Annotated in this window: 15 protein-coding genes; 10 read left to right on the top strand and 5 right to left on the bottom strand. The window is 67.7% G+C overall.

Annotated features, from left to right (window positions below):
- Nucleotides 1-30: 30 nt before the first annotated feature.
- From acpM to AC5Y5V_RS04930, 5 genes are all read left to right on the top strand, one after another.
- Nucleotides 31-375 carry a meromycolate extension acyl carrier protein AcpM gene (acpM, locus tag AC5Y5V_RS04950; RefSeq protein ID WP_499931607.1) on the top strand — a complete coding sequence of 115 codons (345 nt, stop codon included), beginning with the start codon at nucleotides 31-33 and terminating at the stop codon, nucleotides 373-375.
- Nucleotides 372-1,622, top strand: coding sequence for a 3-oxoacyl-ACP synthase KasA (gene kasA / locus AC5Y5V_RS04945; RefSeq protein WP_499931606.1), 1,251 nt, complete (start codon nucleotides 372-374; stop codon nucleotides 1,620-1,622). Before acpM ends, kasA begins: the two co-directional genes overlap by 4 nt.
- Before the next feature lie 33 nt (nucleotides 1,623-1,655).
- Nucleotides 1,656-2,918: a 3-oxoacyl-ACP synthase KasB gene (gene kasB / locus AC5Y5V_RS04940; protein ID WP_499931605.1), complete on the top strand. Its 1,263-nt coding sequence runs from the start codon at nucleotides 1,656-1,658 to the stop codon at nucleotides 2,916-2,918.
- Nucleotides 2,919-2,979: 61 nt separating this feature from the next.
- On the top strand, nucleotides 2,980-4,401 hold the full coding sequence (locus tag AC5Y5V_RS04935) for an acyl-CoA carboxylase subunit beta (protein WP_499931604.1): 1,422 nt from the start codon (nucleotides 2,980-2,982) through the stop codon (nucleotides 4,399-4,401).
- 130 nt (nucleotides 4,402-4,531) lie between these two features.
- Nucleotides 4,532-5,419: a type IV toxin-antitoxin system AbiEi family antitoxin gene (locus tag AC5Y5V_RS04930; protein ID WP_499931603.1), complete on the top strand. Its 888-nt coding sequence runs from the start codon at nucleotides 4,532-4,534 to the stop codon at nucleotides 5,417-5,419.
- A 122-nt stretch (nucleotides 5,420-5,541) separates the two neighbouring features.
- Here AC5Y5V_RS04930 and AC5Y5V_RS04925 read toward each other — a convergent pair whose 3' ends face one another.
- Both AC5Y5V_RS04925 and AC5Y5V_RS04920 read right to left on the bottom strand, forming a co-directional pair.
- Entirely contained in the window at nucleotides 5,542-7,071 is a 1,530-nt protein-coding gene (locus tag AC5Y5V_RS04925; protein ID WP_499931602.1) for a glycerol-3-phosphate dehydrogenase/oxidase, read from the bottom strand.
- Nucleotides 7,071-7,640: a TetR/AcrR family transcriptional regulator gene (locus tag AC5Y5V_RS04920; RefSeq protein ID WP_499931601.1), complete on the bottom strand. Its 570-nt coding sequence runs from the start codon at nucleotides 7,638-7,640 to the stop codon at nucleotides 7,071-7,073. The genes AC5Y5V_RS04925 and AC5Y5V_RS04920 overlap by 1 nt, the downstream gene beginning before the upstream one ends.
- 47 nt (nucleotides 7,641-7,687) lie before the next feature.
- Between AC5Y5V_RS04920 and AC5Y5V_RS04915 the strand changes: the two genes are divergently transcribed.
- The 3 genes from AC5Y5V_RS04915 to AC5Y5V_RS04905 are packed head-to-tail and all read left to right on the top strand — an operon-like array spanning nucleotide 7,688 to nucleotide 10,779.
- Nucleotides 7,688-9,268, top strand: a complete 1,581-nt coding sequence (locus AC5Y5V_RS04915; protein ID WP_499931938.1) for an FAD-binding oxidoreductase — start codon at nucleotides 7,688-7,690, stop codon at nucleotides 9,266-9,268.
- Complete coding sequence (locus tag AC5Y5V_RS04910; RefSeq protein ID WP_499931600.1) at nucleotides 9,265-10,218, top strand: diacylglycerol kinase; 954 nt, start codon at nucleotides 9,265-9,267, stop codon at nucleotides 10,216-10,218. The genes AC5Y5V_RS04915 and AC5Y5V_RS04910 overlap by 4 nt, the downstream gene beginning before the upstream one ends.
- 45 nt (nucleotides 10,219-10,263) lie before the next feature.
- The gene (locus AC5Y5V_RS04905; protein ID WP_499931598.1) at nucleotides 10,264-10,779 is read left to right on the top strand and encodes an Rv2253 family sensor-like surface protein; all 516 of its coding nucleotides are present in this window, start codon (nucleotides 10,264-10,266) and stop codon (nucleotides 10,777-10,779) included.
- 25 nt (nucleotides 10,780-10,804) lie between these two features.
- On the opposite strand, the gene AC5Y5V_RS04900 is transcribed toward AC5Y5V_RS04905, so the two are convergent.
- From AC5Y5V_RS04900 to AC5Y5V_RS04890, 3 genes are all read right to left on the bottom strand, one after another.
- Nucleotides 10,805-11,317 carry a DUF3145 domain-containing protein gene (locus AC5Y5V_RS04900; RefSeq protein WP_499931596.1) on the bottom strand — a complete coding sequence of 171 codons (513 nt, stop codon included), beginning with the start codon at nucleotides 11,315-11,317 and terminating at the stop codon, nucleotides 10,805-10,807.
- A 141-nt stretch (nucleotides 11,318-11,458) separates the two neighbouring features.
- Nucleotides 11,459-12,277, bottom strand: coding sequence for a serine hydrolase domain-containing protein (locus tag AC5Y5V_RS04895; protein ID WP_499931595.1), 819 nt, complete (start codon nucleotides 12,275-12,277; stop codon nucleotides 11,459-11,461).
- Complete coding sequence (locus AC5Y5V_RS04890; protein WP_499931593.1) at nucleotides 12,277-13,329, bottom strand: class I SAM-dependent methyltransferase; 1,053 nt, start codon at nucleotides 13,327-13,329, stop codon at nucleotides 12,277-12,279. Before AC5Y5V_RS04890 ends, AC5Y5V_RS04895 begins: the two co-directional genes overlap by 1 nt.
- Before the next feature lie 97 nt (nucleotides 13,330-13,426).
- Between AC5Y5V_RS04890 and AC5Y5V_RS04885 the strand changes: the two genes are divergently transcribed.
- The gene (locus AC5Y5V_RS04885; RefSeq protein ID WP_499931591.1) at nucleotides 13,427-14,512 is read left to right on the top strand and encodes an S-(hydroxymethyl)mycothiol dehydrogenase; all 1,086 of its coding nucleotides are present in this window, start codon (nucleotides 13,427-13,429) and stop codon (nucleotides 14,510-14,512) included.
- Nucleotides 14,512-15,135 (top strand): MBL fold metallo-hydrolase, encoded by a 624-nt coding sequence (locus tag AC5Y5V_RS04880; RefSeq protein ID WP_499931590.1) that lies wholly within the window; start codon nucleotides 14,512-14,514, stop codon nucleotides 15,133-15,135. The genes AC5Y5V_RS04885 and AC5Y5V_RS04880 overlap by 1 nt, the downstream gene beginning before the upstream one ends.
- Nucleotides 15,136-15,209: the final 74 nt, after the last annotated feature.

The following is a 15,209-nucleotide window of genomic DNA, read 5'->3' as shown; positions in this document are numbered from 1 at the left end:
ACACAACATATTACGAAGGGAAGCAAAGCTGTGGCCGTAACTCAGGAAGAAATCATCGCCGGTATCGCGGAGATCATCGAAGAGGTCACCGGTATCGAGCCGTCCGAGATCACCCCGGAGAAGTCTTTCGTCGACGACCTGGACATCGACTCGCTGTCGATGGTGGAGATCGCGGTGCAGACCGAGGACAAGTACGGCGTGAAGATCCCCGACGAGGACCTCGCCGGCCTGCGCACCGTCGGTGACGTCGTCGCCTACATCCAGAAGCTCGAGGAAGAGAACCCCGAGGCTGCCGAGGCGCTGCGGGCCAAGATGTCCACCGAGCACCCCGACACGGTCGCGAACGTCCAATCAAGGTTGGAAGAGAGCAAGTGACCAAGCCTTCCACTGCTAATGGCGGTTTCCCCAGCGTTGTGGTGACCGCCGTCACAGCGACGACGTCAATCTCGCCGGACATCGAGAGCACGTGGAAGGGTCTGTTGGCCGGCGAGAGCGGCATCCACGTACTCGAAGACGAGTTCGTCACCAAATGGGACCTACCCGTCAAAATCGGAGGCCACCTCAAGGAACCGGTCGACAACCACATGGGCCGGCTGGACCTGCGACGCATGTCGTACGTCCAGCGGCTGAGCAAGCTGCTCAGCGGCCAGTTGTGGGAGTCCGCGGGCACCCCTGAGGTCGACCCGGACCGGTTCACCGTCGTGGTGGGCACCGGTCTGGGTGGCGCCGAACGGATCGTGGAGAGCTACGACCTGATGAACGAGGGCGGGCCCCGCAAGGTGTCCCCGCTCGCCGTTCAGATGATCATGCCCAACGGCGCCGCGGCGACCGTCGGGCTGCAGCTGGGGGCACGGGCCGGGGTCATCACCCCGGTGTCGGCCTGTTCGTCGGGCTCGGAGGCGATCGCGCACGCGTGGCGTCAGATCGTGATGGGTGACGCCGACGTCGCCGTCTGCGGTGGCGTCGAAGGCCCCATCGAGGCGCTGCCGATCGCGGCGTTCTCGATGATGCGGGCCATGTCGACCCGCAACGACGAGCCCGAGCGTGCCTCGCGGCCGTTCGATAAGGACCGCGACGGCTTCGTGTTCGGCGAGGCCGGTGCGCTCATGCTCATCGAGACCGAGGAGCACGCGAAGGCCCGCGGCGCCACGCCGCTGGCCCGGCTGATGGGCGCGGGCATCACGTCGGACGCCTTCCACATGGTGGCGCCGGCGGCGGACGGTGTGCGTGCCGGCAAAGCAATGCAGCGGTCGATGGAACTGGCGGGCCTGGACCCCAAGGACATCGACCACGTCAACGCCCATGGAACGGCCACGCCGATCGGAGATGCCGCGGAGGCCAACGCCATCCGGGTCGCCGGTTGCGAGCACGCCGCGGTCTATGCGCCAAAGTCGGCGCTGGGCCACTCCATTGGCGCGGTGGGCGCACTCGAGTCGCTGCTGACGGTGCTGGCGCTGCGTGACGGCGTCATTCCGCCCACACTGAACTACGAGACGCCGGATCCCGAGATCGACCTGGATGTCGTTGCGGGCGAACCCCGTTACGGCGAATACCGGTATGCGATCAACAACTCGTTCGGATTCGGCGGCCACAATGTCGCGCTCGCGTTTGGGCGCTACTAAGCGGTTAGAGGAAAGGAAACGGTCGCAAGATTCATGACCAGAAAGCCACAGTTGAGTACGGGGAACGGCTTCCCCGATGTGGTCGTCACTGGCATCGCTATGACGACCGCGGTTGCAACGGACGCCGAAAACACCTGGAAGTCGTTGCTTGACGGTCAAAGTGGGATCCGCGTCCTCGAAGACTCGTTCGTCGAGGAATTCGACCTGCCGGTCAAGATCGGTGGGCACTTGCTGGAGGACTTCGACAGCCAGTTGACGCGGATCGAGCTTCGCCGCACCGGTTACCTGCAGCGGATGTCCACCATCATGGGCAGGCGGGTATGGGAGAACGCGGGCTCGCCGGAGGTCGACACCAACCGGTTGATGGTGTCCATCGGCACCGGCCTGGGCTCCGCCGAAGAGCTTGTCTTCGGGTACGACGAAATGCGTCAGCGCGGCTTCCGGGCGATCTCCCCGCTGACCGTGCAGAAGTACATGCCCAACGGTGCGGCTGCGGCCGTCGGCCTGGAGCGGCACGCCAAGGCTGGAGTCATCACGCCGATATCGGCGTGTGCCTCCGGCGCCGAGGGGGTCGCGCACGCGTGGCAGCAGATCGCACTCGGCGAGGCCGACATCGCGATCTGCGGCGGGGTGGAAACAAAGATCGAGGCAGTACCGATCGCCGGGTTCGCCAACATGCGCATCGTGATGTCGACGAACAACGACGACCCCGAAGGGGCGTGTCGCCCGTTCGACAAGGACCGGGACGGCTTCGTCTTCGGCGAGGCCGCGGCGCTTCTGGTCATCGAGACCGAGGAGCATGCCAAGGCCCGCGGCGCCAACATTCTGGCCCGAATCATGGGGGCGAGCATCACGTCGGACGGCTTCCACATGGTCGCGCCGGATCCCAACGGCGAACGCGCGGGACACGCCATCGCGCGCGCGATCGAGCTCGCCGGGCTCAGCCCGAACGACATCGACCACGTCAACGCCCACGCCACCGGTACCCAGGTCGGCGACGTCGCCGAAGGCCGCGCCATCAACAACGCCCTCGGCAGCAACAGGCCGGCGGTGTACGCGCCTAAGTCTGCCCTCGGCCACTCGGTGGGTGCGGTCGGCGCAGTGGAATCGATCTTGACGGTGCTCGCATTGCGGGATCAGGTGGTCCCCCCGACACTGAATCTTGTAAACCTCGATCCAGAAATCGATTTGGACGTGGTGGCGGGTAAGCCGCGGCCTGGCAACTACCAGTACGCGATCAACAACTCGTTCGGATTCGGCGGGCACAACGTAGCGATCGCCTTCGGACGGTACTAACACCCCCGGACTGACCCCCCGCCTGAGCGCTTAGGCCATTACCCGGAACAGGAGACAAGCGATGACAATCATGGCCCCCGCGTCGGTTGGCGAGTCGCTCGACCCCCGCGACCCGCTGCTACGGCTGTGCAACTTCTTCGACGACGACAGCGTGGAGCTGCTGCACGAGCGTGACCGCTCCGGCGTGCTGGCCGCGTCGGGCACCGTGAACGGTGTCCGCACCATCGCCTTCTGCACGGACGGAACCGTGATGGGCGGCGCGATGGGCATCGAGGGCTGCACGCACATCGTCAACGCCTACGACACGGCCATCGAGGAGCAGAGCCCGATCGTCGGCATCTGGCACTCCGGTGGCGCCCGGCTGGCCGAAGGTGTGCGCGCGCTGCACGCCGTCGGGCTGGTTTTCGAGGCCATGATCCGTGCGTCGGGTTACATCCCGCAGGTCTCGGTGGTCGTCGGCTTCGCCGCCGGCGGCGCCGCGTACGGGCCGGCGCTGACCGACGTCGTCGTGATGGCGCCGGAGAGCCGGGTCTTCGTCACCGGGCCCGACGTGGTGCGCAGCGTCACCGGCGAGGACGTCGACATGGCGTCGCTCGGCGGTCCCGAGACGCACCACAAGAAGTCCGGTGTGTGCCACATCGTCGCCGACGACGAGCTCGACGCCTATGAGCGGGGCCGCCGGTTGGTCGGATTGTTCTGCCAGCAGGGCCATTTCGACCGCACCAAGGCCGAGGCCGGCGACACCGACATCCACGCCCTGCTGCCGGAGTCCGCTCGCCGGGCTTACGACGTGCACCCGATCGTGACCGCGATCCTGGACTCGGACACGCCTTTCGACGAGTTCCAGGCCAACTGGGCGCCGTCGATGGTGGTCGGGCTGGGCCGGCTGGCCGGCCGCACGGTCGGCGTGCTGGCGAACAACCCGCTGCGCCTGGGTGGCTGCCTGAACTCCGAAAGTGCGGAGAAGGCGGCGCGTTTCGTGCGGCTGTGCGACGCGTTCGGCATTCCGCTGGTGGTCGTCGTCGACGTCCCCGGTTATCTGCCGGGTGTCGACCAGGAGTGGGGCGGCGTGGTCCGCCGCGGCGCCAAGCTGCTGCACGCGTTCGGCGAGTGCACCGTGCCGCGCGTCACGCTGGTCACCCGAAAGACCTACGGCGGCGCCTACATTGCGATGAACTCCCGATCGCTCAACGCGACCAAGGTGTTCGCATGGCCGGACGCCGAGGTCGCCGTGATGGGCGCCAAGGCGGCCGTCGGCATCCTGCACAAGCGCAAGCTGGCCGCCGCGGCCGACGACGAGCGCGAAGCGCTGCATGACGAGCTGGCCGCCGAGCACGAGCGGATTGCCGGCGGCGTGGACAGCGCCATCGACATCGGCGTGGTCGACGAGAAGATCGACCCGGCGCACACCCGCAGCAAGCTGACCGAAGCGCTGGCCCAGGCGCCGCATCGCCGCGGCCGCCACAAGAACATCCCGCTGTAGAGCACCTCTCCCTCGCGAGCAGACGCAGAATCGCACGTTTCGGTCCAGAAACGTGCGATTCTGCGTCTGCTCGGCCGGGTTATCCCCAGGGTGACTAGTCGATCCGGCGCACGTGTCACATGCTCCCGCCGTGCACGCCAACGCGAGAGCGCTCCTCGAGCAAGCAGGCGGGTTCGCGACAACCGCGCAGCTACTCACGGTAATGACCCGCCAACAGCTGGACGTCCAGATCAAACACGGCAAGCTGATCCGCGTGTGGTACGGAGTGTACGCAGCAAAGGAACCAAACCTATTGGGCCGCTTGGCCGCACTCGACGTCTTCATGGGGTGCCCTGCCGTCGCATGCATGGGAACGGCCGCCGTGCTTTATGGGTTTGACACCGAAGACACCACCGCTGTGCACATCCTGGATCCTGGTGTACGGATGCGGCCGACAACCCGGCTGATGGTTCACCAACGCGCCGGCGCCCGACTGCAGCGGGTAGCAGGCCGCCTCGCGACCTCACCGGCATGGACCGCCGTGGAGGTCGCGCGACAACTAAACCGTCCGCGAGCGCTGGCGACACTCGACGCCGCGTTGCGTTCGCAGCGGTGCACCCGCGACGATATCGAGAATGCCATCGCCGAGCAGCGCGGGCGTCGGGGCATTGTGGCAGTTCGCGGCTTGTTTCCCTTCGCCGATGCCCGTGCCGAATCACCCATGGAAAGCGAAGCCAGGCTGGTCATGATCGACTACGGGGTCCCGCTCCCCGAGCTCCAATACGAGATCCGTTGCCCCGACGGCCGGCTGTATCGGGTGGATTTTGCCTGGCCGGAATTTCGTCTTGCGGCCGAATACGACAGCATCGAACACCATTCGGGACCCGCCGCGATGCTGCAGGATAAGACACGATCGGGCATGATCCAGGAGCTCGGGTGGACGAGTATTCCGATCGTGGTTAGTGACGTCAGGCTGCATCCCGCTCGACTCGCGCAGCGGATCTTCAATCACCTCAACCGCGCTCAGCTTGCCGGCTGACGCCCCCGCGCCCCCGCGCCCCCGCGCCCGCGCCCCCGCGCCCCCGCCGAGCAGACGCAGAATCGCACAATTCCAACGGAAATCGTGCGATTCTGCGTCTGCTCGCCACGAGGGCCGGGCCGCTACTTCAGGAACTCCTCGGCCGGGGCGACAGCCCGCTCGCGGTCGCGCGGCACCAGCCCGATGCGGGTCCGACGGTCGAGTATGTCGCCGACATCCAGCGCGCCCTCATGGGTTACGGCGTATTCGAACTCGGCCCGGGTGACGTCGATGCCGTCGGCGACCGGGTCCAGCGGCCGCTCGCAACTCGCCGTAGCGACGACGTTGGCCGCCTCCGCCCCGTAGCGGGCGACCAGCGACGCGGGCAACCCGGCCCCGGGGCCGGCGGCGGGCCCGGGGTTCGCCGGCGCGCCGATCAGCGGCAGGTCGCGGGTCCGGCAATCCGCGGCGTGCAGGTGCCGCAGGACAATCGCACGATCGAGCACATCCTCTGCCATGTAACGGTATTCGGTCAGCTTGCCGCCCACGACGCTGATCACGCCCGACGGCGACTCAAAGATGGCGTGGTCACGCGAGACATCGGCGGTGCGGCCCTCGCCGGTGTCGATCAGCGGCCGCAGACCCGCGTAGGAGCCGATCACATCCGAAGGCGCGACCGCGGTACCCAGGGCCGTGTTGACCGTGTCCAGCAGAAAGCTGATCTCTTCCGAAGATGGTTCCGGCACATCGGGAATGGGCCCGGGGGCGTCTTCGTCGGTCAACCCGAGATAGACCCGGCCGAGTTGCTCGGGCATGGCGAACACGAACCTGTTCAGCTCACCGGGAATCGGAACCGTCAGCGCCGCAGTCGGATTGCCGAAGGCGTCAGCGTCGAACACCAGATGGGTTCCGCGGCTTGGTCTTAACTTCAGCGTGGAGTCGATGTCGCCGGCCCATACCCCCGCAGCGTTGATGACGGCACCTGCCGACACGTCGAACGACTCCCCCGTGCGTCGGTCGGTCAGCCGCACCGACGTGCCGGTCGCCTCCGAGGCCGCCACGTAGGTGAGGATCCGCGCGCCGTGCTGCGCCGCGGTGCGCGCAACGGCGGTGACCAACCGTGCGTCGTCGATCAATTGGCCGTCGTAGTTCAGCAATCCGCCGGCCAGCCCGTCACGCTTGACGGTGGGCGCCAACTCCGCCACCCGGCGTGCCGAAATCCAGCGCGACCGCGGCAGCGTCGACGACGGCGTGCCCGCCAGCACCCGCAGCGCGTCGCCCGCCAGGAATCCCACCCGCACCAACGCCCGCTTGGCGTGGTTCATCGACGGCAGCAGCGGAACCAGCTGCGCCATGGGCTGCACGAGGTGAGGGGCGTTGCGCGTCATCAGGATTCCGCGTTCGATCGCACTGCGGCGGGCGATGCCGATGTTGCCGCTGGCCAGGTAGCGCAGGCCGCCATGGACCAGCTTGGAACTCCAGCGGCTGGTGCCGAACGCCAGGTCCTGCTTCTCCACCAGCGCCACTCGTAGGCCACGTGAGGCGGCGTCCAAAGCGATTCCGGCGCCGGTGATTCCGCCGCCGATCACGACGACGTCAAGTTGCGCGCCGTCGGCGAGCGCGGTGAGGTCGGCGGTGCGGCGCGCGGCATTCAGGGCGGTCGAGTCGGTCATCAGGACAGGTATCCGTTCAGTGAGTGGGTGAGTTCGGTGGCCAACGCTTCGGCGTCAAGCATCGGCCTGACGATGTCCGCGGATTGAATGGTGGACTGGGCGATCAGCAACACCATCGTCGCCAGTTGCCGGGGGTCGCCGGCGCGGACGGTGCCGGTGCGCTGCGCGACCTCCAACCGCGCCGCCAGCCCGTCGATCAGGAACAGCTGACTGGTTCCGAGTCGCTCGGTGATGTACACCCTGGCCAGCTGCGAGTGCATCACCTTCATGATCAGCTCGTCGCCCCGCAGCCGATCGGCCACCGCGACGGTCTGTTTGACCAGTGCCTCGCGGTCGTTGCCGTCCAGCGGCACGTCCCGCATCACCTCGAGGAGGTGGCCGGTCAGCAGCGCCGACATGATCGACTGCGTGTCCGGCCACCGGCGGTACACCGTCGGCCGACTCACCCCCGCACGCCGGGCGATCTCGGCGAGCGTCACCCGGTCGACACCGAAATCGAGGACACAACTCGCCGCCGCCGCAAGTATGCGATCCCCGATATCTTCGGGTGCATTACTCATTGACAGCATGTGTAATACTGTAACGCATGACGCACCTCGAGGAACTCCTGCCGCCGATGAAATGGAACGCGTGGGGAGATCCCGCCGCCGCCAAGCCGCTGTCCGACGGCGTCAAGTCGTTGCTGAAGCAGGTTGTGGGCCTTACGGATTCGAGCGACACCGAGCTGCAGCCGGACCAGGTGAAGCTGCGCCCGTCGGCGTTGTCGCAGGCGGATCAGGACGCGCTCGCCAAGATCGTCGGCGCCGAGTTCTTCCGCACCGCGGACCGCGACCGGCTGCTGCGGGCCGGCGGCAAGTCCACCCCCGACATGCTGCGCCGCAATGACACCGGCGAGCAGGATGCGCCCGACGCGGTGCTGCTGCCCGGCGAGGACGAGACCGTGCTCGAGATCCTGCGCTACTGCTCCGACCACGGCATCGCCGTCGTCCCATTCGGTGGCGGCACCAACGTCACCGGCGGGCTCGACCCCACCCGCGGCCAGTTCGCCGCGGTGATCTCGCTGGATCTGCGCCGCTTCGACGAGCTGCATTCACTGGACACAGAGTCAGGCATCGCGGAGCTGGGCGGCGGCGTCACCGGCCCGGCCGCCGAACGCCTCCTGGGCGAACACGGCTTCTCGCTCGGGCACTTCCCGCAGAGCTTCGAGTACGCCACCATCGGCGGTTTCGCGGCGACGCGGTCGTCGGGCCAGGACTCGGCCGGCTACGGCCGCTTCAACGACATGATCATCGGCCTGCGCATGGTCACCCCCGTCGGCGTGTGGGACCTGGGCCGGGTGGCGGCCTCGGCGGCTGGCCCGGACCTGCGGCAGGTGGCGATCGGCTCCGAAGGCACCTTGGGCGTCATCACCAAGGTGCGGTTGCGGGTGCACCCGGTGCCGGAGACCACCCGCTACGAGGCGTGGTCCTTCCCGGACTTCGCGACCGGGGCCGCGGCCCTGCGGGCCATCACCCAGACCGGCACCGGACCCACCGTCGTGCGCCTGTCCGACGAGGTCGAGACCGGCGTCAACCTGGCCACTCACCAGGCCATCGGCGAGGACCAGGTCACCGGTGGCTGCCTGGGCCTGACGCTGTTCGAGGGCACGAAGGAACACGCCGAGAGCAGGCACGCCGAGACCCGCGCGCTGCTGGAAGCGCACGGCGGCAAGTCGCTGGGCGAAGGCCCGGCCCAGGCCTGGGAGCAAGGCAGGTTCGGCGCGCCCTACCTGCGCGACGCCATGCTGGCCGCCGGCGCGCTCTGCGAGACGCTCGAGACGGCCACCGACTGGTCCAACATTCCCGCGCTGAAGGCCGCGGTGACCGAGGCCCTCACCTCCTCGCTGGCCGAGTCGGGCACGCCGGCGCTGGTGATGTGCCACGTCTCGCACGTCTACCCGACGGGCGCGTCGCTGTACTTCACCGTCGTCGCCGGGCAGCGCGGCAATCCGATCGAGCAGTGGTGGGCGGCCAAGCGGGCCGCCTCCGACGCGATCATGGCGACCGACGGGACCATCACCCACCATCACGCCGTCGGCGCCGACCACCGGGCCTGGATGACCGACGAGGTGGGGGCGATGGGCGTGCAGGTGCTGCGTGCGGTCAAGGCGACGTTGGATCCGGCCGGAATTCTCAATCCCGGCAAGCTGATTCCGTGACAACGGAGAAATCCACGGCCGGCCCGCTGAACCGGCGGGAGATCGCCAAGGTCACCGCGCTTACCAACCCGCTCTCGGGCCACGGCGCCGCGGTGAGCGCGTCGCATCACGCCATCGCCCGCCTGAAGCATCGCGGTGTGGAGGTCGTCGAGATAGTCGGCGAGGACGCCGAGGATGCGCGTTACCTTCTTGCCGCCGCGGTGGAGAAGGGCACCGACGCGGTGGTCGTCACCGGCGGCGACGGCGTGATCTCCAATGCGCTGCAGGTGTTGGCCGGCACCGATGTTCCGCTGGGCATCGTCCCGGCGGGCACCGGCAACGACCACGCCCGCGAATTCGGCATCCCCACCAAGGATCCCGATGCCGCCGCGGACGTCATCATCGACGGCTGGACGGAAACCATCGACCTGGGCCTGATCCGCGACCGCGAGGGCGTCAACAAATGGTTCGGCACCGTCGCGGCAACGGGATTCGATTCCCTGGTGACCGACCGCGCCAACCGGATGAGTTGGCCGCATGGCCGGTTGCGGTATTACATCGCGATGTTCGCCGAGCTTTCCCAGTTGCGGATGCTGCCGTTCCGCCTGGTGCTGGACGGTCCCGACGGACGAGAAGAGATCGAGACCGATCTGACGATGACGGCGTTCGGCAACACCCGCAGCTACGGCGGCGGGATGCTGATCTGCCCCAACGCCGATCGCACCGACGGCCTGCTCGACCTCACCATGGTCAAGTCGGAGTCGCGCACCAAGCTGATCCGCTTCTTCCCCACCGCGATCAAGGGGACACACGTCGAGCTGGACGAGGTGCGGACCGCGCGGGCGCGGACCATCGAAGTGGAGTGCCCGGGCATCAACGTCTACGCCGACGGCGACTTCGCGTGCCCGCTGCCCGCGGAGATCTCCGCGGTCCCGGCGGCGCTGCAGATTCTGCGCCCCCACCGATCCTGATTCCCCGCGTGTAACGACGCGGTCACGCACCGCGACATCTTTCCCATGATCATGCGCGGTTTTCGCGGGTTGGCCTTGGCTGCCGTTGGCGCTTCGGCACTACTCCCGACGGCGCCGAGAGCCGCCGCCGAGCACATTCCCGTCTGGAACGGGCAATACGTGCTGACCATGTCCACCAACGCGAAGAGCGGCACCAGCATGGCCGCCGGTCAACGCGAATTCGCCCACCGGGCCAGCTACACCATCAGCTCGAGCTGCACGACGACGGCCTGCGTCGCGGCGGTACACAATCCGCCGCCGCCGAAGAACGATTCGCTGCCCCCGACGATCGAGTTCACCTGGAACGGCGCGCAATGGGTGCGCGAGATGAGTTGGAAGTGGGACTGCCTGTTGCCCGACGGGACGGTCGAATACGACCCGGCGAAGTCGATCACGGTCTATACGCCCGGGCCGAACGGGGTGCTCACCGGCGTCTTCCACACGGATATCAACAGCGGGGCGTGCAAGGGCAATGTGGACATTCCAGTGTCCGCCGCACCCGTCCAGTCGCCGTTCATCTAAGACTGCCGAGCAGACGCGGGCCTGGCTAGCCGACTCCGCGGCTGAGCCAGGTCACCTCACCGGCGTCGCCGCCGTCGCGGTACACCTCGAGCGCCTCATCCCACGCGGTGCCCAGCACGGAGTCGAGCTCGGCGGCCAGGGTGTCGGCGCCCTGCGCCATCATGGTGCGTAGCCGCATCTCCCCGACCATGACGTCGCCGTTGGCGCTCATCGCCCCGCTCCATAGGCCCAGCTGCGGGGTGTGGCAGAACCGCTGGCCGTCGACGCCCGGGCTCGGGTCCTCGGTGACCTCGAACCGCAGCACGGACCAGGAGCGCAGCGCGCTGGCCAGTCGACCGCCGGTACCCACCGGACCGACCCAGTTGGTGACCGCGCGCAGCTGTCCGGGCATGGCCGGCTGCGGCGTCCACACCAGGTTCGCCTTCGATTGCAGGGTCGACGACAACGCCCACTCCACATGTGGGCAAACCGCCGCGGGCGAGGCGTGCACATACACCACGCCAGTCGTCACGTCGGCAAATTGATTCGACGCACGCATCTGTTGCTCCTTTGGTTCCACGAGGGACGTCTTCCCCAACGACCTGGTGAACCCGACGAAAGCAAGGATGCATGTTGTTTTTGTGTCGTGCGTGTCTATTGTGCCCCGTGAGACCCGTGTTGCGCTAGTGTGCAGTTCCTATCAGATGTATTGCGATAAGACTGCGTCCGATAGCGCCGGCCAGATTTCCAGCGCCCATTCCCCGAAATCGCGGTCGGTCAGCACCACCAAGGCCAGGTCGGCGTCCGGATCCACCCAGATGAAGCCGCCCGCCTGGCCGAAATGGCCGTAAGTGCCCGACGAGTTTTGCGCACCCGTCCAGTGCGGCGACTTGCCGTCCCTGATCTCGAAACCCAGCCCCCAGTCGTTGGGCCGCTGCGCGCCGTATCCGGGCAGCACCCCGTTGAGGCCAGGGAACTGCACCGACGTCGCGTCGGCGTGCATCTGCGGCGAGACCGTCGCCGGCCGCAGCAGGTCACCCGCGAATGCGGCGAGGTCGGCCACCGTCGACGTGCCCCCGAAGCCGGCCGCCGCGGCCCCACCTTCGAGCCGGGTGGCCCCCATGGCCAGCGGCTCGCATACGGCCTCGGCGAGGTAGCGGCCGAACTCGATGCCCGACTCCTGCTGCACGGTCTGGGCCAACACGGCGAAACCGGTGTTGGAGTACACGCGGCGGGTGCCGGGCTGGGCCAGCACCTGGTCGGAATTCATCGCCAGTCCCGAGGCGTGCGCCAGCAGGTGCCGGACCGTGGCGCCGGGCGGACCGGCGGGCGTGTCCAGGTCGACGACGCCCTCCTCGACCGCGACCTGTGCGGCCCGGGCGACCAGCGGCTTGGTGACGGACGCCAGCGCGAACACCCGCCCGGTGTCGCCGTGCGTGTCCAGCACGCCCGTCGGCGCCACCACCGCCGCGGCCGCCGCCGGCACCGGCCACTCGTCCAGGACGTCGAGAGCCCCCATCACTTGGTCGCGATGTAGTAATTGTTGATCGGATCCGACTCGATGCCGGTCACGCGCACGTCGGAGAATCCGGCGTCGCCGAGCATCGACACCGCCAACTGCGTTCCCCACGCCGTCCCCAGGCCGGCGCCGTCCAACGCCAGCGAGACCGTCATGCAGTGCATCATCGACACGGTGTAGAGGTAGGTGCTCATCGGCACGCCGACGTTGTCTTCGAGCCGGCTCGACGCCTTGATGTCGACCATCAGCAACACGCCGCCGGGTCGCAGCGCGCGGTGGATGTTTTCCAGCACGCGAGCCGGATGCGCCTGGTCGTGAATGGTGTCGAACGCGGTGATCACGTCATAGGCGGCGACGGTGTCCAGATCGGTCAGATTCCGGCTCTCGAAGCCGGCGTTGGTGAGCCCCAGCGCGGTCGCCTCCGCGACGCCCGCCGAGATCGCCTCGGCCGAGAAGTCGATGCCGGTGAATCGGCTCGCCGGGAACGCGCGTGCCATCAGGTTCACCGCGTGACCGCTGCCGCAGCCGAAATCGGCGACGTCGGCACCGGCCCGCAGCCGCTCCGGCAGGCCGTCGACCAGCGGCAGCACGACGTCGACGAGCGCGGCGTCGAACACCGCGCCGCTCTCCTCGGCCATCAGGCGGTGGAACCGCGGATACGCGCTGTACGGCACACCGCCGCCCGCGTGGAAGCACTCGACGATCTGCTGCTCGACCTCGGCGAGCATCGGAACGACCTGCGCGACCCGGGCCAGGTTGTCCGGCCCGGCCGCGCGGGTCAGCAGCGCGGCCCGGTGGGCGGGCAATGAATACGTTCGCTTCTCGGCGTCGTAGTCGACGACATGCCCGGTCGTCATGCCGCCCAACCACTCTCGGACATACCGCTCGTTCAGCCCCGCCGCCTCGGCGATCTGGGCACTGGTCGCGGGAGAAAGCCCGGCCATGGTGTCCAGCAGGCCGGTCTGGTGTCCGACGCTGAGCAGGATTGCCAGGCTGGCGTTGTCCAGGGTGGCAACCATCCGCTGGCCGAACTCTTCCGCGGTCTCGGTCATATTCACGGACGCTACACCCGCGCCACGACACGATCCCCGTCCCACATGAGTGGACACCGCCCACGCGGTGTATGGCGTCAAACAGTAGGTTGATCCCATGAGTCAGACAGTGCGCGGCGTGATTTCACGCAAGAAGGGCGAGCCCGTCGAGTTGGTCGACATCGTCATCCCCGACCCGGGGCCGGGCGAGGCCGTAGTCGACATCATCACCTGCGGCGTGTGCCACACCGACCTGACCTACCGCGAGGGCGGCATTAACGACGAGTACCCATTCCTGCTCGGGCACGAGGCCGCCGGCACGGTCGAGGCCGTCGGGCCCGGCGTTACCAGCGTCGCGCCGGGTGACTTCGTGATCCTGAACTGGCGCGCCGTCTGCGGACAGTGCCGGGCGTGCAAACGCGGCAAGCCGAGTTACTGCTTCGACACGTTCAACGCCGAGCAGAAGATGACGCTGACCGACGGCACCGAGCTCACCCCGGCGCTGGGCATCGGCGCGTTCGCCGACAAGACGCTGGTCGCGGCGGGCCAGTGCACCAAGGTGGACCCGCAGGCCGACCCCGCCGTCGCGGGACTGCTCGGCTGCGGCGTCATGGCCGGCATCGGTGCGGCCATCAACACGGGCGGCGTGACCCGCGACGACACCGTCGCCGTGATCGGCTGCGGCGGCGTGGGCGACGCCGCGATCACCGGGGCCGCGCTGGTCGGGGCCAAAAAGATCATCGCCGTCGACACCGACAACACGAAACTGGACTGGGCCCGCAAGTTCGGCGCCACCCACACCGTCAACGCCCGCGAGCTCGACCCCGTCAAGACCATTCAGGACCTCACCGACGGTTTCGGCACCGACGTGGTGATCGACGCCGTCGGGCGTCCCGAGACCTGGAAGCAGGCCTTCTACGCTCGCGACCTGGCGGGGACGGTGGTGCTGGTGGGAGTGCCCACACCCGACATGAAACTGGACATGCCGCTGGTGGACTTCTTCAGCCGGGGCGGCTCGCTGAAGTCGTCGTGGTACGGCGATTGCCTGCCCGAACGCGACTTCCCCACGCTGATCGACCTCTACCTGCAGGGCCGGCTGCCGCTCGACAAGTTTGTCTCCGAGCGAATCGGGCTAGAAGACATCGAGGAGGCTTTCCACAAGATGCACGGCGGCAAGGTATTGCGTTCGGTGGTGGTGTTGTAATGGTCGGCATCGATCGGGTGGTTACCCACGGCACGTTCGAACTCGACGGCGGCAGTTGGGAAGTCGACAACAATATCTGGCTGTTCGGCGACAATTCCAACGTCGTGGTGTTCGACGCCGCGCACTCCGCGGAGCCGATCATCGAGGCTGTCGGTGGCCGCCACGTCGTCGCTGTGGTGTGCACGCACGGGCACAATGACCACGTGACGGTGGCGCCCGAACTCGGCAAGACGCTCGACGCGCCGGTCCTGTTGCATCCCGCCGACGAGGTGCTGTGGCGAATGACGCACCCGGACAGCGAATTCCGTGCCATCGGCGAAGGCGAGACGCTGTCCCTGGGCGGGACCGAAATTCGCGCGCTGCACACCCCGGGTCACTCCCCCGGCTCGGTCTGTTGGTATGCGCCCGACCTGGGTGTGCTGTTCAGCGGCGACACGCTGTTCTCCGGCGGCCCGGGTGCCACCGGCCGCTCGTACTCCGACTTCCCGACGATCCTGGAGTCGATATCGGAGCGCCTCGGAAAGTTGCCCGGCGACACCGTCGTACACACCGGGCACGGCGACGACACCACCATCGGCGAGGAGATCGTGCACTACGAGGAATGGGTCGCCCGCGGGCACTGAGGCGCGGGCTCGGTTACGCTCACCGCGTTGACTCTGCGTCTACTGCGCAAAAGGTCGAGTAACCCCCGCAGTCA

The organism is Mycobacterium sp. NGS68, from assembly GCF_059812195.1.
The sequence above is the reverse complement of the archived record's forward strand: the minus strand, read 5'-3'. Positions and strand labels throughout refer to the sequence as shown.